This is a genomic window from Capillimicrobium parvum, from assembly GCF_021172045.1.
Lineage (GTDB): Bacteria > Actinomycetota > Thermoleophilia > Solirubrobacterales > Solirubrobacteraceae > Capillimicrobium > Capillimicrobium parvum.
In genome coordinates this window covers 2209928-2227888 of the sequence record NZ_CP087164.1, presented here as the reverse complement: position 1 = coordinate 2227888, position 17961 = coordinate 2209928, and the positions used below count along the sequence as shown (strand labels likewise).

17 protein-coding genes are annotated in these 17961 nt (G+C 74.2%); all 17 read right to left on the bottom strand.

All coding sequences use genetic code 11. The annotated features are described in order from the left end of the window. Positions 1–143: 143 nt before the first annotated feature. The 17 genes from DSM104329_RS11045 to DSM104329_RS10965 all read right to left on the bottom strand — a co-directional run bounded on the left by DSM104329_RS11045 (position 144) and on the right by DSM104329_RS10965 (position 17955). Positions 144–788 (bottom strand): response regulator transcription factor, encoded by a 645-nt coding sequence (locus DSM104329_RS11045; RefSeq protein WP_259315494.1) that lies wholly within the window; start codon positions 786–788, stop codon positions 144–146. Then, positions 773–2515 (bottom strand): sensor histidine kinase, encoded by a 1743-nt coding sequence (locus tag DSM104329_RS11040; RefSeq protein ID WP_259315493.1) that lies wholly within the window; start codon positions 2513–2515, stop codon positions 773–775. The genes DSM104329_RS11045 and DSM104329_RS11040 overlap by 16 nt, the downstream gene beginning before the upstream one ends. Then, complete coding sequence (locus tag DSM104329_RS11035) at positions 2512–2871, bottom strand: response regulator (protein WP_259315492.1); 360 nt, start codon at positions 2869–2871, stop codon at positions 2512–2514. The genes DSM104329_RS11040 and DSM104329_RS11035 overlap by 4 nt, the downstream gene beginning before the upstream one ends. A 44-nt stretch (positions 2872–2915) precedes the next feature. Continuing rightward, positions 2916–3587, bottom strand: coding sequence for a ribulose-phosphate 3-epimerase (gene rpe / locus DSM104329_RS11030; RefSeq protein WP_259315491.1), 672 nt, complete (start codon positions 3585–3587; stop codon positions 2916–2918). Between the two features lie 9 nt (positions 3588–3596). Continuing rightward, the gene (locus DSM104329_RS11025; RefSeq protein ID WP_259315490.1) at positions 3597–3809 is read right to left on the bottom strand and encodes a YfgJ family double zinc ribbon protein; all 213 of its coding nucleotides are present in this window, start codon (positions 3807–3809) and stop codon (positions 3597–3599) included. A 3-nt stretch (positions 3810–3812) separates the two neighbouring features. Then, positions 3813–5081, bottom strand: a complete 1269-nt coding sequence (gene rsmB / locus DSM104329_RS11020; RefSeq protein WP_259315489.1) for a 16S rRNA (cytosine(967)-C(5))-methyltransferase RsmB — start codon at positions 5079–5081, stop codon at positions 3813–3815. Between the two features lie 74 nt (positions 5082–5155). After that, entirely contained in the window at positions 5156–6457 is a 1302-nt protein-coding gene (locus DSM104329_RS11015) for a hypothetical protein (protein ID WP_259315488.1), read from the bottom strand. Positions 6458–6634: 177 nt separating this feature from the next. Continuing rightward, on the bottom strand, positions 6635–7504 hold the full coding sequence (locus tag DSM104329_RS11010; RefSeq protein WP_259315487.1) for a methionyl-tRNA formyltransferase: 870 nt from the start codon (positions 7502–7504) through the stop codon (positions 6635–6637). Continuing rightward, positions 7501–8094 (bottom strand): peptide deformylase, encoded by a 594-nt coding sequence (gene def / locus DSM104329_RS11005; RefSeq protein WP_259315486.1) that lies wholly within the window; start codon positions 8092–8094, stop codon positions 7501–7503. Before def ends, DSM104329_RS11010 begins: the two co-directional genes overlap by 4 nt. A 13-nt stretch (positions 8095–8107) precedes the next feature. Next, positions 8108–10135 (bottom strand): replication restart helicase PriA, encoded by a 2028-nt coding sequence (gene priA, locus DSM104329_RS11000; RefSeq protein WP_259315485.1) that lies wholly within the window; start codon positions 10133–10135, stop codon positions 8108–8110. Between the two features lie 29 nt (positions 10136–10164). Beyond that, positions 10165–10935, bottom strand: coding sequence for a hypothetical protein (locus DSM104329_RS10995; RefSeq protein ID WP_259315484.1), 771 nt, complete (start codon positions 10933–10935; stop codon positions 10165–10167). A 27-nt stretch (positions 10936–10962) separates the two neighbouring features. Beyond that, complete coding sequence (gene metK, locus DSM104329_RS10990; RefSeq protein ID WP_259315483.1) at positions 10963–12177, bottom strand: methionine adenosyltransferase; 1215 nt, start codon at positions 12175–12177, stop codon at positions 10963–10965. Next, positions 12174–13706: a DUF3352 domain-containing protein gene (locus tag DSM104329_RS10985; RefSeq protein WP_259315482.1), complete on the bottom strand. Its 1533-nt coding sequence runs from the start codon at positions 13704–13706 to the stop codon at positions 12174–12176. The genes metK and DSM104329_RS10985 overlap by 4 nt, the downstream gene beginning before the upstream one ends. Next, positions 13696–15030: a ribosome biogenesis GTPase Der gene (gene der / locus DSM104329_RS10980; RefSeq protein WP_259315481.1), complete on the bottom strand. Its 1335-nt coding sequence runs from the start codon at positions 15028–15030 to the stop codon at positions 13696–13698. Before der ends, DSM104329_RS10985 begins: the two co-directional genes overlap by 11 nt. Then, positions 15027–15608 (bottom strand): (d)CMP kinase, encoded by a 582-nt coding sequence (gene cmk / locus DSM104329_RS10975; RefSeq protein WP_259315480.1) that lies wholly within the window; start codon positions 15606–15608, stop codon positions 15027–15029. The genes der and cmk overlap by 4 nt, the downstream gene beginning before the upstream one ends. Next, a complete protein-coding gene (aroA, locus tag DSM104329_RS10970; RefSeq protein ID WP_259315479.1) occupies positions 15605–16918 on the bottom strand; it encodes a 3-phosphoshikimate 1-carboxyvinyltransferase in 1314 nt (437 codons plus the stop codon). The genes cmk and aroA overlap by 4 nt, the downstream gene beginning before the upstream one ends. Next, positions 16915–17955, bottom strand: a complete 1041-nt coding sequence (locus tag DSM104329_RS10965; RefSeq protein ID WP_259315478.1) for a prephenate dehydrogenase/arogenate dehydrogenase family protein — start codon at positions 17953–17955, stop codon at positions 16915–16917. Before DSM104329_RS10965 ends, aroA begins: the two co-directional genes overlap by 4 nt. Positions 17956–17961 lie beyond the last annotated feature (6 nt).

The following is a 17961-nucleotide window of genomic DNA, read 5'->3' as shown; positions in this document are numbered from 1 at the left end:
TCAGCTTGACCAATCCGCTCGCGGCCTCATATACGGCTACCCACACTTCCGTGTGAACGCCCGCCACGACGGCGTGCTGTGGTGCCGGACGACCGCGTTCGGCGACGACAAGGACCTCGGGGGGCCCTGACCGGCGTCGGCGGTCAGGCGCGCAGGTAGGCGAGCACGGCGAGGACCCGGCGGTGGTCCTCGGCGGCGGGGGTGAGACCCAGCTTGGCGAAGATCGACGTCACGTGCTTCTCGACCGCGCGCTCGGTGATCACGAGCGCCTCGGCGATCGCGGCGTTCGAGCGGCCCTCGGCCATCAGGCCGAGCACCTCGCGCTCGCGGCTGGTGAGCTCGACCAGCGGGTCGTCGCGCCGCCGGCGCCCGAGCAGGGTCGAGACGACCTCGGGGTCGAGCGCCGAGCCGCCCTCGGCGACGCGGCGCACCGCCTCGGTGAAGCGGTCGATGTCGGCGACCCGGTCCTTGAGCAGGTACCCGATGCCCTCGGCGCTCGCGGTCAGCAGCTCGAGCGCCGAGCCGGTCTCGACGATCTGGCTGAGCACGAGCACCGCGGTCTCGGGGTAGCGCTCGCGGATCTCCGCGGCCGCGCGCAGCCCCTCGTCGGTGTGCGACGGGGGCATCCGGACGTCGACGATCGCCACATCGGGGCGATGCGCGCCCACCTTGCGCAGGAGATCCTCGGCATCTCCCGCCTGCGCGACCACGTCGAATCCGTCCTCCTGGAGGAGGCGGACGATGCCCTCGCGCAGCAGGACGGAGTCGTCGGCTACGACGACGCGCACGGGATGGCGGCACGTACCAGCGTGCCTTCTCCGGTCGGCGACACGATCTCTAGCTTGCCATCCAGAGCGGCGACACGATCTGCGAGGCCCCGCAGGCCGGTTCCGCGGCCGACGTCGGCGCCTCCGACGCCGTCGTCGCGGACCTCCACGATGGCGTGCCCGTTGACCCGCTCGACGCTGACCGACGCCTCGTCGGCGCCGGCGTACTTGACGACGTTCGTCAGGGACTCGGCGACGACGAAGTACGCGACCGCCTCGACCTGCGCGGGCAGGCGCTCCGCGGGGAGCGGCTCGACGGTGACGGGCACCGGCGAGCGCTCGGCGAGGGCGCTGACGGCGGCCTCGAGGCCCTGGTCGGTGAGGACCGCCGGGTGGATGCCGCGCGCCAGCTCGCGCAGCTCGCCGAGCGCCTGGCGCAGCTCCTCGCGGGCGCTGTCGAGCAGGGAGGCGGCGGTGGCGGGGTCGTCCTCGAGCTTGGCGCGGGCCAGGTTCACCTGCAGGGAGAGTGCCACCAGGCGCTGCTGAGCGCCATCGTGCAGGTCGCGCTCCAGCCGCCGGCGCTCGGCCAGGCCGAAGGCGAGGATGTTCGCCCGCGACTCCTGCAGCTCGGCGACCCGGGCGCGCAGCTCGGCCTGCAGGCGGTCGTTCTCGAGCGCCAGGGCGGCCGCCGAGCCGACCGAGCGCATGAGCTCGGGGTCGTCCGCGAGCGACGCGCGGTGGATGATCGCGGCGATCGGCTCGCCGTCGCGCAGGATCTCGGTGACGCCGCGATCGCCGGGCGCGACGCAGCGGCGGCCCTCGGCGTCGACCCACTCGTCGCGCTCCCGGCGCTTGAACACGAGATCGAGGGTGGGGTCGCCGAGCGACTCGGCCATCGCGTCGCGCAGGCTCTGGCGGTTGGCGACCTGGTTGATGCGGTCGATGAGCGAGCCGACCGCGTGGGCGCGCGAGTATCCGCTGCCCAGCACGCCGCCGAGATAGGCGTAGGGCACGGCGAGCATCAGCAGGGCGGCCAGGGCGCCGACGCCGCCCTCGATCGCCACGGAGTCCGAGAGCTGGTCGACGGTCAGCGTGATCGCCAGGAAGGCGAGGAACAGCGTGCCGGTCAACAGGACCGGCGCGAGGCCCTTGCGCTGGAGGCTCGTGGCGTTCAGCCAGCGGCGCACGAGCAGCCCGCCGGCGACGAGGACGATCACCGCACCCATCAGCGTGGCGACGGCCTCGACGGCGTTGGCCGCGCTCGGCGCGTCGAAGAGGGCGAAGAGGTTGTCGGGCGAGCCCTCGGCGCCGGAGTCGTGCACGCGCAGCAGCGACACGAGCAGCGAGCCGAGGCCGGCGACGGCGTAGGCGAGGACCACGACCGCGCGGGAGAGCGGCTCGCGCACCCGCCCGGTCGGATAGGCCAGCAGCAGGTGGACGACCACGGCGAACGGGATCGCGCCGATCAGGTAGCCGATGGCGAACAGCAGCGGGAGGTCCGAGCAGGCGAACCCGGACAGCAGCCACGTGAGGCCCACGGCGACCATCAGCGGACCGACGCGGTTGGCCGGACGGCGGCGCCAGGCGAACAGGCCGGCGCCGAGGAAGCTCCAGCCGATCAGCAGGAGCTGGACGATGACGATGACCTTGTCGTCGGCCCAGTCGCTGGCCGCCACGAGGAGCGCGACGACGACGCCGAGCGCGATCCCGGCGGTGCCGGCGGCCCACAGGACGCGGCCGCGGGTCATCCCAGGAGCGCGGCCAGCGAGTCGCCCGAGAGATCGGCCTTCGGGATGAAGCCCCGAGCGCCGCTGGAGGCGACCTGCGAGCCGAAGTCGGAGGGGTCGCGGCTGGATGTGAGGATCACCGCGGGCGCCGGGTCGGCGTCGGGCTCGGTCAGCCGGCTGGCGACCGCGAAGCCGTCGATGTCGGGGAGGTTGACGTCCAGGAGGACGAGGTCGGGCTGCAGGTCGGCCGCCTGGCGGATCGCCTCCTCGCCGTCCTTCGCCTCCCCGATGACGTGGTAGCCCTCCACCTCGAGCAGCAGCCGGGCCGTGGCCCGGAAGCTCGGGTGGTCATCGACGATCAGAACGCTTATGGCCATTGTCGATGCAATCATCGTCCATGGAACGGTGCGCCTCCATACGGCTAGCCGTACCCCGCCGCGGTGGAGATCTGATGAAACGCCGCTACCGGGTCGTCCGCGTGGAAGATCGCCGAACCCGCCACGAAGATCGTCGCCCCCGCCTCGGCGCACGGACCGGCCGTGCCCGCGTCGACGCCGCCGTCGACCTCGATCTCCGCGCGGTCGCCCACGAGCGCCTTCAGGCGGCCGAGCTTGGCGATGGAGCTCTCGAGGAACGGCTGTCCGCCCCAGCCGGGGTTCACGGTCATGCAGAGCACGACGTCGACGACGTCGACGAGCTCGGCCACCGCGTCCACCGGCGTGCCGGGGTTGATGACCACTCCCGGTGAGCGGCCGTGGTCGCGGATCTGCCTGATCGCGTAGTGGACGTTCGGCGTGGATTCGACCTGGACGAGGATGCGGTCCGCGCCCGCCTCGGCGAACGCGTCGACGTGGCGCTCGGGGCGCTCGACCATGAGATGGACGTCGAGGATGGCGCCCGCGGCGTGGATGCGCGGGGCGATGGCCTTCGCCACCTCCGGGCCGACGGTGATCGGCGGGACGAAGTGGCCGTCCATGACGTCGAAGTGGATGGTGCGCGCCCCGGCGTCCAGGACGAGGTCGACCTGCTCGCCCAGGCGGGCGAAGTCGGCGGAGAGGATCGACGGCGCAACGCCGCGGGGGATCGTCGTCATCTGGGAGAGCTAGATGGGCAGGAGCATCGAGTCGCCGCAGGCGTTGCACTGCGTCGTGGCGGTCGAGGACATCCTGACGATCGTCGAGTGCTCACCGCAGTTCGGGCACACCGAGCGCAGCTCGAAGCGGTGCAGGCAGTACACGCAGCGGTAGCGGCCGGCCAGATTGGTTGGTCGAAGCCAGGGCTCGTGGCAGTTCGGGCATTCTGGTCCGAGGTCCATCGGTCACAGCGTACGGCTCAGCGCGGCGATGAAGAAGCCGTCGGTCCGGTCGCGGTGCGGGAGCGTCGTGCGGACCTGGTCCAGCGCGAGGTCAGGACGGCGGGCGAGGAGGGCGTCGATCTGGCGCTCGTTCTCGGCCGTGGAGAGGGTGCAGGTGGAGTAGACGAGCCGCCCGCCCGGGGCGAGCGCGTTCGCGGCGGCGTCGATGATCGCGCGCTGCTCGCCGGTGAGCTCGGCGATGGACTGCGGGGTGGCGCGCCAGCGCAGGTCGGGGCGGCTGCGCAGCGTGCCGAGGCCGGAGCACGGCGGGTCGACGAGCACGCGGTCGAAGGGCTCGGCGGCCGTGAACGCGGCGGCGTCGCCATGGACGACCTCGACGCTTCCGGCGTGCAGGCGCCGCGCGGTGGCCCGGAGCTGGTCGGCGCGGCCGGCGTGGCGCTCGACGGCGACGATCCGGCCCTCGTCGCCGGTGAGCGCGGCGAGGTGCGTGGTCTTGCCGCCCGGGGCGGCGCACAGGTCGAGGACGCGGTCGCCGGGCTGCGGGTCGACGGCGTGGGCGACGAGCTGGGAGGCGCGCGACTGCGGGAGCATCGCGCCGGCGGCGAAGAGCGGGGAGCCGTGCGCGTCGAAGGGGGCGTCGGCGACGATCGCCTCCTCGGGCTCGAGGCCGAGGTGGGCGGCCACGGGCAGGCGGGCCAGCAGCTCGCGCGCGGTGAGGACGAGCGCATTGGCGCGCAGGGCGTGCTCGGCGGGCTGGTTGCCCGCTGCGAGCAGCGCCCGCGCCTCGTCGGGGCCGAGCTCGTCGAACCACAGGCGGGCGAGCCACTCCGGGACGCTGTGGCGGATGGCCGCCTGCTCGGGCGTCTCGTCGGTGAGCGCGGCGACGATGCGCGGCCCCTCGTCGGCCCCGCGGCGCAGGACGGCGTTGACGAGCCCGGCGGCGCGGGGCGCGTCGGCCTTGACGAGCTCGACGGACTCGTCGACCGCCGCGTGATCGGGCACGCCGTCGAGGTAGAGGATCTGGAAGAGGCCGAGCCGCAGCGCGGCGGCGACCGGCGGGTCGAGCCGGTCGACGGGCCGGTCGGCGAGGTGGGCGGCGACGTGGTCGAGCGTGCCGCGGCGCTGGACGGCGCCGAAGGCCAGCTGGGTGGCGAACGCCCGATCGCGGGCGTCGAGCCCCTCGGCGACCTTGCGCAGCGCGCGATCCGCGTAGGCGCCCTGCTCGAAGACTCGTCGCAGCACGACGTAAGCGGCGCGCCGGGCTGGACTCACGTCCCGGAGTCTAGGACGCGAGGCGCCTCATGGGCCCCGGCGTACCCGGGGCCCATCGGCGGCGTTCCGGAGGCTCAGCCCGTCTCGAAGCCCTCGTCCGAGCCGCCGCCGAAGCGCATGAACACGTTCGGCAGCGCGCAGGTCGCGCCCGCGGAGCACGACGGGTCGACCCCGGCGACCGGCTTGGGCGGGTCGCCGCCGGTCGCGAACTCGCCGGTGAACCCGAAGTAGTTGCCGCGGCTGGACATGCTCGGCTTCGTCGTCGGGCCGTTGAAGAACTGCTGCGCCCGCGACGGATCGGCATAGCGGCTCTCCCGCGACACGTTGCCCGCCTGGCGCTCACGCGGCCCGTTCCAGAGGAAGACGTCGCGCACCGGCCCGTTCGGGTCGATGGACACGATCGACAGCGACTCCCGCAGGTTCGTCGCCGCCGAGTCGTAGACGACGTACTCGCCGGCGCCCGAGATCTCCGGGTTGTTGCTCGGCCCGTTGGCGTAGGCGTCGACGACGCACGGCGTGCCGATGCCCTTCGAGCCGCACGAGTAGCTCGGCCGCTGCATGTGCTCCGGCCACGGCGCCTTGGCCGTGTCGAGGGTGCGCCGGAAGACGTCGGACACCGCCCCGTTGCGGTCCTCGGCGCCGCCCGAGCCCGAGCAGCTGTCGGCGCAGAGGTTCGTACGGGTCGACTCGAACGCGACGTAGAAGCCGTTGTCGTCGAGCGCCGGGTGCGCGCTGGTGCCCGGGCCCGCCCTGCCCGTCCTCGGGACGTCGGCGGTGATCTCCCTGCCGTCGCGGTCGAGCCGGCCGTCGTCGCAGCCGGTGGGCGTCCACGCCAGGTACTTGATCGAGCCGCGGCGCACGTACGCGGCGCCCTTGCCGTTCGTCTGGATGTCGGGGTTCGAGCCGCGGGCGACGGTGCAGATGCCGCCGTCCCTGTCCCACAGCTTGACGCTGCCGCCGGCGGAGTAGACGACGAACTCGCAGGTGCCGTCGACCTTCGGCGAGCCGCCCCGAGCCAGCTTGCGCGGCTTGCCGGCGCCGGTCACCGACGCCATGTAGACGTTGCCGCCGGACTGGAACACGACGCACTTCGCCGCCGTGTCGTTCTCGCCCGACAGCGACGGGTTCGTGCTGTCGGTGTCGAGCTCCTGGCTGACGTTCGTCAGCGCGCCCTGGAGGTTGCCCTCGCCCCCTACGCGCTTGTCGACGAAGACGTCGCGCCTGCCGTTCGTGTCACCGGGCGTGAGGTTGGAGGCCGCCGAGTCGAAGGCCATGAAGCCGACCGTGCGCCCGTCCTGCGAGAACGTCGTGTTGTCGCTGGCGCCCGCGGCGATGGGGCTGCCGCCGACCGGGGTCTGGATCAACGTGTCCTTCACCGCCGCGCCTGCGGCGGCAGGCGCAGCGAGAGCAGCCACGAGTGCGGCGATTCCCGTTCGCCGCGAAAGCGTGATGAGCATCTTCTTCCCTGAGTTTGCTGGACCGAGCGGACCGGCACGATAGCGCTTCCGGCGGTCAGCGCGCCGTTTTCAGGTAAATGGGCGCGTCCGGCGGCGTCAGCCGGACCGCCCGCGCAGGTAGGCCCGTGCGTCCATCGGCCGCCCGCCGGGCGGCTGCACCTCGAGCAACTCGAGCGAACCGTCCACCGTGCCGACGAGCAGCCTCCCGTCGGCCGCCTGGACCCCATCGGCGGGGTCCTCGACGACCCGCGCGCGCCGCACACCGAGGAACTGCCCGCCGGCGAGCGCCAGCCGCGCGCCGATGTGCGGATGCAGCGCGCGCACGACGCGCTCGAGCTCGGCCGCCGGCCGCGCCGGGTCCAGCAGCCGGTCCCGCGGCCCGATCTTCTCGGCGTACACGATGCCCTCGGACGTCTGCTCCACGCACGGGGGCCGCTCCTCGAGCACCTGCCCGAGCAGCTGCGCACCGAGCGTCTCCAGCCGCGCGGAGAGCGTGCCGTAGTCGTCATCGGGCCGTATCGGCTCGCTCTGCACGGCGCAGACCGGCCCCTCGTCGAAGCCCTCCGTCGGGCGCATGATCGCCACGCCGGTCTGCGCGTCGCCGGCCATGATCGCCCGCTCGATGGGGGCCGCGCCGCGCCAGCGCGGCAGCAGCGACGGGTGGATGTTCAGCAGGCCCGGGTGCGACAGCAGCGGCTCGCGCAGCAGTGCGCCGTACGCGCAGACGACGATCGCCTCGAAGCCGGCGTCCACGACCCGTGGGTCGTCGCTGACCTGCTCGGGCTGGTGGACCTCCAGCCCCAGCTCGCGCGCGGTGTCGGCCACCGGCGGCGGCGCGAGCCTGCGTCCCCGCCCCCGCGGCGCGTCCGGCCGCGTGACGACGAGCTCCGGCGCCCGCCCCCCGGCGGCCAGCCGCTCGAGCACCGACGCCGCGAACGCGGACGTGCCGAGGTAGGCGAGCCTCACGCCGTGGCGGCGTCGCGCTCGCGCTCGCGCAGCGCCCGGACGGCCGCCTTGCGCTGGTCGCGCGACGTGCGATCGAGGATGAGCACCCCGTCGAGGTGGTCCATCTCGTGCTGGATGACCCGCGCCTCCAGGCCGGATGCCTCGACGGTCAGCTCGTCGCCGAACTCGTTCTGGGCGCGGATGCGCACGTGCACCGGCCGCTCGACCTCCACGAGGACGCCCGGCAGCGACAGGCAGCCCTCGTCGAGGCTCTCCTCGTCCCTGCTGCTCCACTCGAGCACCGGGTTGACGAGCGCCACCACGGGGCTGTCGTGCTCGACGCGGTAGACGAGCAGCCGCCGCAGCATCCCGAGCTGGGTCGCGGCGAGCCCGATCCCGATCGAGTCCTCCATCAGCGCGCCCATGCGCGCGACCTCACGGCGCAGCTCGTCGTCGAAGACCTCGACCGCGCGCGCCTTCGAGCGCAGCACCGGGTCGCCGAACTGGCGCACCTGGGCGAGCGCGGCCGCGCGGCGCGCGCGGGCGGCGTCGTCGAGCGGCGGCTCGTTCGGGGCCTCGACGACCTCTTCGTCAGCGTCGGACTGCGACATCTTCCACTCGATGTTATTGGGGGTCGACGTCGACGCTGATGGCGGCCCCGCGCCGGTGCTCGGCGGCCACCGCGGCCCCCACCGCGGCGATCGCGGCGCGCCGGTCCGCCGCCTTGACCACCACCTGTGCGCGCTCGCGGCCGCGCAGCCGGAACAGCGGCGCGGGCCCCAGCGCGCCGGGCAGCCGGGCGTGGATCGCCCCCGCGAGATCGAGCGCGAGCCCCGGCCGCTCGGACGAGCAGACGACCCGGATGAGCGTCGAGAACGGCGGATAGCGCAGCGCCTCCCGGCGGCGCAGCTCCCCGGCCAGGAACGTATCGGCGTCATGGCGAGCGGCGCACCGGATCGACTCCGCGTCCGGGGCGAGCGTCTGCACGAGCACCCGCCCGCCGCCCGGGCCGCGCCCCGCCCGGCCCGCGAGCTGAGCGACGAGCGCGAACGTCCGCTCCTCCGCGCGGAAGTCCGGGAAGCGCAGCGTCGCGTCGGCGTCGAGCACGACGCCCAGCGTGACGTCTGGGAAGTCGTGGCCCTTGGCCACGACCTGCGTGCCGACGAGCACGCCGCGGCCGGCCGCCTCGAACGCGCGCAGCACGCTGCCGGCGCGCGCGACGTCAGCGTCGAGGCGAAAGGCGCGCAGCCCCGCGCCGGCCAGGTCGCTCTCGAGCCGCTCCGTGCCCGCCCCGTGGCGGGTCACGGACACCGAGCCGCAGTCCGGGCAGCGGTCCGGCACTCGCTCGCGGTGCCCGCAGTGATGGCAGGCGAGGTAGCCGCCGCCGCGGTGCAGGACCAGCGTGACGTCGCACTGCGGGCATCCCCACGCGCGCCCGCAGGTCCGGCAGGACAGGAAGTTCGACCACCCGCGCCGGTTGAGCAGCACGATCGACTTCGGCGCGTCGAGCAGCGCCGAGAACGTCTGCGGGTGCAGCGCGGCGCGCTGCTCGCGCATGTCGAGCACCTGGACCGGGGGCAGCGCCTGGCCGTCGACGCGCTCGGCGAGCACGATGCGGCGCATCGCGTGGTAGCTCTCGGGCCGCGGCGTCGCGCTGCCCGCCACGACCCGGCAGCCCCGCCGCTCCGCGACGAGGCGTGCGTCGTAGCGCGGATCGCCCTCGTGCTTGTAGGAGGAGTCGTGCTCCTCGTCGATCACGATGAGCCCGAGGCGGTCGATCGGCGCGAACACGGCCGAGCGCGGCCCGACGCACACCCGCGCCTGCCCGCGCCGCAGCCGCAGCCACTCGTCGTGGCGCTCGCCCGCGCCGAGCGCCGAGTGCAGGACCGCCACCGTGTCGCCGAAGCGCTCGGCGAACCGGGACACGATCTGCGGCGTGAGCGCGATCTCCGGCACCAGGACGATCGCGCCCTCCCCCCGCTCCAGGCACGCGCCGACCGCGCGCAGGTACACCTCGGTCTTGCCCGAGCCGGTGACCCCGTGCAGCAGCAGCCGCTCGCCGGGCGCGGCGGCCTCGATGTCGCGCAGCGCGGCGGCCTGGGCCGCGGTGAGCGCCGGCTGCGGGCGTCGCGCGCCGACCTGCGCGTGCTCGGGCGCACGGCGCTGGGCGCGCAGGGCGAGCCGCACGAGCCCCCGCCGCTCGAGCCGGCGCAGGGCGGCCAGATCGGGGCCCGCGAGCCGCGGCAGCGAGGCCAGCAGCTCGCGCTGGCGGTCGGTCAGGCGCACCCCCTCGGCGGCGCCGGCGCTGTTGCGCTCGGCCCACAGGGCCGTCTTCTCGCGCGTGCCGGAGGGCGGCAGCATGAGCCCGAGCGCGCGGGCGAACGTCGAGCAGTACTCGACCGCCATCCACTCGGCCAGCTCGACGAGCTCGGGCGGGACGCTGTGCGGCAGGACGCGGCGGGCGGGCATGAGCCGGTCCTCGGCCACCTCGGAGCGGTCCGCCAGCCCCGTGACCACGCCGGTGACGTCGCGGCGGCCGAACGGCACCACCAGCAGCGAGCCGATCTCGGCGCCGTCGGGGCGCAGGTAGTCGAACGGCCCGCGCAGGGCACGGGCCGTCGTCAGGGGCTCCACTCGGGCGATGCGGGACACGGTCCCGTTGACGCTATCGGCGCGTCCGGCTAGGTCTCCGAGCGCACCGGCTCCGGTGCACGCTCGGCCCGCGGCGCCCGCCTGCGCGGCACGCCGGCTTCGCGCAGCGTGTCGGTCAGATAGCGCTTGAACGCGTCCTTGACGCCGCCGTGGCGGCCGTACGCGATGACGTCGAGGTGACACTCGATGGGGTCGAGCCGGTCGAACAGGGCGGCGAGCTCGACGTTGTCGTCGTACATCTCGTCGTCCGGGCTGACGAGCAGATGCACCTTCGTCGGCAGGGTCACGGCCCGCGCCGCGTCGTGGATCATCTCGTCGAAGAAGACGTCGCTCGGCGAGGCGGGCGGGTCGGCGTCGGCCAGGGACAGGAAGTGGTCGCGGAAGGCGATCGCCTCCGGCGAGGCGCCGGCCACGCGGTCCAGCGTGCGCAGCCGCCGTCCCATGCGGATCGGGGCGCCGCCGCCGATGATGCGCCCGACCTCGGCCTGGAAGCCCATCCACAGCGCGCACACCGCCCGGACGCTCGGCCCGTAGGCGATGACGTTCTCGCGCCGCACGCCCAGGCGCGCCATCTCGGCGCGCACGACGTCCACGGACGCGCGCGCGCCCCACAGCGACCGGCGGGGCCCGATGTACGTGTGCCCGTCGGCGGCGATGTTGAGCTTGTGCGCGCGGAACCGGGCGAGCCGGTCCAGCGTCGGACGCGGTGAGACGCCGCCGAGGCGGAGCCCGGGCCAGCTGACGAGCAGATGCTCGGCGCCGCCGGGCTCCTCCTCCGTACGGAAGTCGAGCACGTCCATGCCCCCGCTATCGGCGCGGAGCGGCGGCTACTCCAGCCCCGCGGCGGAGCGCAGCGCCTGCGCCTTGTCGGTCTTCTCCCAGGTGAAGTCGTGATCCTCGCGGCCGAAGTGGCCGTAGGCCGCGGTCTTCTGATAGATCGGCCGGTGCAGGTTCAGGTAGTCGCGGAACGCGCCGGGGCGCAGGTCGAAGTGCTCGTCGACGAGCTGGGCGATCTGCGCGCGGCCGACCTTCTCGGTGCCGAACGTCTCGACCATGACCGAGACCGGATGCGCGACGCCGATCGCGTACGCGACCTGCACCTCCGCGCGGTCGGCCAGGCCCGCGGCGACCAGGTTCTTCGCCACGTAGCGGGCGGCGTACGCGGCGCTGCGGTCCACCTTCGACGGGTCCTTGCCGCTGAACGCGCCGCCGCCGTGGCGGGCCATGCCGCCGTAGGTGTCGACGATGATCTTGCGCCCGGTCAGGCCGCAGTCGCCCACCGGCCCGCCGATGACGAAGCGCCCGGTCGGGTTGACGAGGAAGTCTCGGCGCAGCTTGTTCTCGTCGTAGAGGCCGCGCGGCAGCACCGGCAGCACGACGTGCTCCCAGAGGTCGTCGGGGATGACGCCCTCCGAGCCCTCCCGATGCTGCGTGGAGATCAGCAGCTTCTCGATCGCGACCGGACGGCCGTCCACGTAGCGCACCGACACCTGCGTCTTGCCGTCGGGCCGGAGGTACGGCACGACCTGGCCGTGGCGCACGTCGGCCAGCCGCTTGGCCAGCTTGTGCGCGAGCGCGATCGGCAGCGGCATGAGCTCGTCGGTCTCGTTCGTCGCGTAGCCGAACATCATCCCCTGGTCGCCGGCGCCCGCGACGTCGAGGGCGTCGTCGTCGCCGGGGTCCGTCCGCGTCTCGTAGGCCTGGTTGACGCCCTGGGCGATGTCGGGCGACTGCTTGTCGATCGCGTTGATCACCGCGCAGGAGTCGGCGCTGAAGCCGAGGTCGGCGTCGACGTAGCCGATCTTGCGGATCGTCTCGCGCGCGACCTCCTGGACGTCGACGTAGGTCTCGGTCGTGATCTCGCCCGAGACGACGACCAGGCCCGTGTTGACGAGCGTCTCGCACGCCACGCGCCCGGTCGGGTCGTCCTTCATGACGGCGTCGAGGACGCCGTCGGAGATCTGGTCGGCCACCTTGTCGGGATGGCCCTCGGTCACGGACTCTGACGTGAAGAGGTACTCGTTGTCGGCGTACTGGCTCATGGGATCTGGAAGCGGATCTCCGAAGTCGTGTCCTCCCCCTCGCCGGTGGACCGAACCCCGACGGCGCGCACCCGGGTCAGGTCGTCCTTGACCGCGAGGTAGGCGCGTGAGTCGTTGAGGCCGGTCTGCTCCGCGAGCCTGAGGAGCTGGCTGAAGTCGAGGAAGACTAGCGACGTGACGTCGCCGCTCCTGGCGTCCGGGACGGTCGCCTTGAACGCGTCGGCGTCCTCGATGCCGCCGTTGGAGCTGCGCGCGGCGTCGATTCCCACCATTCCGGTGGAGATCATCAGCTTGCCGTCGCTCACGGTGGCGTCGAGCTCCGCCTGGTCGGAGGTGACCTTCGTGACGCCGTCGGCCTGCGTGACCTTGCCGCCCGGCAGCAGTCCCGGCAGCGCGTCGGTGAGCCGCTTGAGCGCCGCCCGCGTGCGCTCCTCGTTCTCGGTCTTCGCCATGACGAGCAGCGTCGGCGCGGGCACGCCGGGCAGCAGGACGACGGCCGTCTCGCGCTCCAGCAGCGCCAGCAGGTCCTCCCCCACGCTGCGGGCCCCCTCCGCGCCGAGCGCCCTGCGCCCCTGCCGGATGAGGTCGCCGAGCGCGGACGTCCCCGCGGCCGCCAGCAGGCGGCCGGCGCTCTGGTCCAGGCCGCGGCTGCCGAAGTAGGCCAGCGCGTTCTTCGGCACCGAGCTCAGGAGCGCCGGGTCGAGCGGCTGCGCCTTGCGGCCCGGGACGTCGGCCGCGACGGTCAGCACGAGGCCGGGGTCCTCGGCCTGGACGGCCACCGCGGTGCCGCGCAGGTTCGGGCGGTCGAGCACGACGCCGGCGACGCCGAGCGCACCGCCCGCGGGCACGAGCAGGCGCCGCAGCCCGTCCGCGGTGGCGTAGGCGTCGGCGACCCGGTCGGAGGGCAGCCGCGTCGTCAGCTTCGCGAAGGTGGCGTCGCGGGCGAGCGCCTCGCCGCGGCCCTGCTGCAGGTCGATCGCCTGCTGCAGGCTGGCCTGCTGGCCGAGCGCGAGGAAGTCCCCGATGAACGCCGCGTACACCGCGCCGTAGCGCGCGAGGGTCACGCCCTTGTACGTGCGCGACGGCCCGCTGCGCCGGGCGCCCTCCCGCACGAAGGCGCGGGCCTTGTCGCGGTCGCGCACGGACAGCAGCACAAGCGAGCCCGCCGTCTCGCCCTGCGGCCCGAGCAGCGCGAGCGCCATCTCGTCGCCGAGCCACGGGCTCACCGCGCTCCTGCCCCCGCCGCCGACCGACAGGCGGCTCAGCACGCTGTCGCGCAGACGCTCGTAGCCGTCGAACGAGCCGGCGAGCTTCCGGGCGTCCTTCACGGCGCCCCTGTCGCCGTCGGTCGAGACGTGCACGTAGACGATCGCGTCGGACGGGACGAGGCTCGCGGCCTCCTCGGCGATGGGCGCGCCCGACGCGCCGCCGCGCGTCAGGAGCACGGCGACGACGGCGATGACGACGATCAGCGCGGTGGCCGCGAGCAGCGCGAGGCGGCGCCGCCGGCGGACCACCTCATCGGGCACCGCGGCGTTCCTTGCGCTCCGTGAAGTCGATGATGACGGGGACTCCGTCGAATCCGTACCGGGCACGAAGGCGATTCTCGATGAAATACGCGTAGTCGCGCGTCACGCGGTTGCGCGAATTGACCTGGATGGCGAAGCGCGGGGGCGCCGTGCCGATCTGGGCGCCGTAGATCAGCTTCAGCCGGTGGCCCTGCTTGGCGGGCGGCTGGCGGATCTGGACGACCTCCGACAGGAAGCGGTTGAAGTCCGGCGTGGGCACGCGCTGGTGCATGCGGTCGCCGAGCGCGAGCGCCTCGGTCATGACCCGCTGGACGCCGCGGCCGCTCTGGGCGCTGGCGGTGAGCACGCGCGGGCGCAGCCGCAGCTTCTGGGCCACGCGGGCCCGCTCGTGCTCGAGGTCGATCTCCCCGCCGGGGTCCTCCGCGGTGCCCTTCTGCGTGTCCCACTTGTTGAGGACGAGCGCGGTCGCGCACTTCGCGCCCATCGCCAGTTCGGCGATGCGCAGGTCCTGCGCGGTGATCCCGTCCGTCGCGTCGCAGATGACGAGCGCGACGTCGGCGCGCTCGGCGGCGCGCTGCGAGCGCAGCGCGGTGTAGTACTCGACGGACTCCTGCACCTTCGACTGGCGGCGCATGCCCGCGGTGTCGATGAGGACGACCTTGCGCCCCTCGACCTCGAGCGGCAGGTCGATCGCGTCGCGCGTCGTGCCCGCGACGTCGGAGACGATCACCCGCTGGTCGCCCAGGAAGCGGTTGACGAGCGAGCTCTTGCCGACGTTCGGCCGGCCGATCACCGCGAGGCGGACGACGTCCTCGTCCTCCTCGGCCTCCTCCTCCTCGGGCAGCAACTCGACGATGCGGTCAAGCAGGTCGCCGGCGCCGAGGCCCTGGGCGGCGGAGACGGCGATCGGCTCGCCGAGCCCCAGCGACCAGAACTCGGCCGCCTGCGGCAGCGATCCGACCGAGTCGATCTTGTTCGCCGCCAGGACCACCGGTGTGCGGTCGCGGCGCAGGAGGTCGGCGATCTCCTCGTCGCCGGGGCGCACCCCGGCCTGCGCGTCGACGACGAGCACGGCGACCTCGGCGTCGGCCAGCGCCGCCCGGGCCTGCTCGCGGATCGAGCCCGACAGCGGGTCGAGGTCCTCGAAGTCCACGCCGCCCGTGTCGATCAGATCGAACCGGCGCCCGTTCCACTCGGTCGCCACCTCGTTGCGGTCGCGCGTGACGCCGGACGTCTCGTGCACGACGGCCTGGCGCGACCCGGAGAGCCGGTTGACGAGCGAGCTCTTGCCGACGTTCGGATAGCCGACGATCGCGACCTTCATGACGGCACCAGGGCGCCGATCCGCGCCACGACCTCGTCGATGCTCAGCCCGGTGGTGTCGAGCTCGACCGCGTCGGGCGCGGCCTGCAGCGGGCTGGCGGCGCGGGTGCGGTCGCGCTCGTCGCGCAGCGTCTGATCGGCGAGCACGGTGGCGACGTCGGTGCCCAGTTCGGCGGCGCGCCGGCGGGCGCGCTCCCGGGGCGAGGCGGTCAGGAAGACCTTCAGCCGCGCGTCGGGCGCGACGACCGTGCCGATGTCGCGCCCCTCGGCCACCCAGTCGCCGGCCGCCATGATCGCCCGCTGCTTGGCGACCATCGCCTCGCGCACCTCGGGCCGTGCGGCAACGACCGAGGCACGCTCGCCGGCCTCGTTGGTCCGGATGTCCGCGGTGACGTCGCGGCCGTCGAGCAGGACGCGGCCGTCCTCGAGGCGGATGTCGGCGCTGACCGGGTCGGCGGCGAGCCCGGCGGCGCGGTACATCGCCCCCGTGTCGAGGTACTGGAAGCCGAGCGCGCGCGCCGCGGCGCGCGCCACCGTGGACTTGCCGGCCCCCGCGGGGCCGTCGATGGCGACGATCATCGTCGGAGGAGACTACGAACGTCGGCGTCGAAGCCGGGATAGGAGACCGCGGCCGCGCCCATGTCGAGCACCTCGACGCCCTCGCGGCTCGCCAGCCCGGCCACCGCGCCGAGCATCGCCATCCGGTGGTCGCCGCCCGAGTCGACGACCCCGCCGCGCAGCCCGCCCGTGCCGCGCACGACGAAGCCGTCCTCGGTCGCCTCGGCGTCACCGCCCAGCGCGTTGAGTGCGGTCACGACCGCGGCGATGCGGTCGGACTCCTTGACGCGCAGCTCGTGTGCGCCGGTCACGACGGTCTCGCCCTCGGCGAAGCAGCCGAGCAGCCCGACGAGCGGCAGCTCGTCGATGGCCAGCGGCACCTCGTCGGGCTCGACGACCGTGCCGGCGAGCGGGCCGGCCGTGACGTCGAGGTCGGTGACGGGCTCGGACGTCGGCACGATGGGGTCGCTGCCGTCGTCGGGCGCCTCGAGGTCGCCGACGACGATCGCCCCCATCCGCTCGAGGATCCGCAGGAAGCCGGTCCGCGTCCAGTTCACCCCGACGTTGCGCACGAGCAGCCGCGAGCCGGGCACGATCACGCCCGCGGCGATGGCGAACGCGGCGCTCGACGGGTCGCCGGGGACGTGGATGTGGTCGAGCTCCAGCTCGTCGGCGCATTGCACGGTGACGTGGCGGCCGTGGCGCTGCACCGCCACCCCGGCCGCGGCGAGCATCCGCTCGGTGTGGTCGCGGCTGGGCGCGGGCTCCGTCACCGTGGTCGCGCCGTCGGCCGCCACGCCAGCGAGCAGCACGCAGGACTTCACCTGGGCGCTGGCCACCGGCAGCTCGTAGTGGATGGCCCGCAGGCGCGCGCCGCGGACCGTGAACGGCGGGAAGCGGCCGTCGCGCGCCTCGATGTCGGCGCCCATGCGCCGCAGCGGCTCGGCGATGCGGTCGACCGGCCGCCGCCGGATCGAGTCGTCGCCGTCGAGCGTCCACCGGCGCCCCTCCTGCGCGGCCAGCCAGCCGGGCAGCAGCCGCATGAGCGTGCCCGCGTTGCCGACGTCGATCGGGTGCGGCGCCGAGCGCGCCTCGCGCAGCCCCGTGCCGCGGATGACGATCTCGTCGGGCTTTGCGTCGACGCGCGCCCCGAGCGCCTGGACGGCGGCGAGCGTCGAGTTCGTGTCGGCCGCGTCGAGGTAGCCGGTGATGCGGACGGGTTCCGACGCCATCGCGCCGACGATCGCCGCGCGATGGGAGATCGACTTGTCCGGCGGTGCGGCCACGCTCCCGCGCAGGCGGCCCGACGGCTCGTAGCGGACGGTGGTCACGGGTCGAGCTCCAGGATCTCGGCGGCGCGCGCGGCGTCGCGCTCGGCGACCCAGACGGTCACCTCGCCCTGCTGCATGTCCGGCGACGGCGCGAGTGCCATGTCGGAGATGTTGATGCCTGCGCGCCCGAGGCGGAGTGCGAGCTCGGCGATGACCCCCGGGCGGTTGAGCACGGGGACGTGCAGCTCACGCTGCGCCCCGCCGCCGAGCTGGGTCTCCAGGAGCGCGCGCCGCTCGCCGGCCGCGGTGGCCTGGAACGCGCCGAGCGCGTCGCCGTCGCCGGCCGCGAGCGCGGCGCGCACCTCCGCCAGGCGGCGCTGCACGTCGTCGATCTGGGCGACGAGCGCCTCGCGGTTGCTGAGCATGATGTCGCTCCACAGCGCGGGGTTGGCGCCCGCGACCCGGGTGGCGTCGCGGAAGCTGGGCCCGGTGGCGGGGATCGTCTCGCCGTCGTCGAGCGCGCGGATCGCCTGGGCGACCAGGACGTTGGCGAGCACGTGCGGCAGGTGCGAGACCGCGGCCATGAGGCGGTCGTGGACGTCGGCGTCGATGGCGGCCGGCGCCGCGCCCAGACCGCTGATGACCCGGTACAGGCGCTCGTAGAGCAGGCCGGAGGTGTTCTCGCGCGGCGTGAGGTACCAGACCGCGCCCTCGAACAGGTCCTCGCGCGCGTGCTCGACGCCCGACGCCTCGCCGCCGGCGAGCGGGTGCCCGCCGACGAAGCGCTGGTCGTCGCGCACAAGGTGCGTGATGCCGCTCTTCGTGGAGCCGACGTCGGTGACGACGCAGTCCGCCGGCGCGTGGTCGAGGACCGTCCCGATCGACGTCACGAGATCGCGCAGCGGGGCGGCGACGACGACGACCTCGGCCCCGGCGACCGCCTCGGCGATCGTCGCGCACGCCCGGTCCACGGCGCCGAGCTCGACGGCGCGCGGCGCCTCCGGGCCCGCACCGGCCACCTCCGCGCCGAGGCGGTGGCGGGCGGCCAGGCCGACCGACCCGCCGATGAGCCCCGTGCCGACGATCGCGACGCGCAAGCGAGC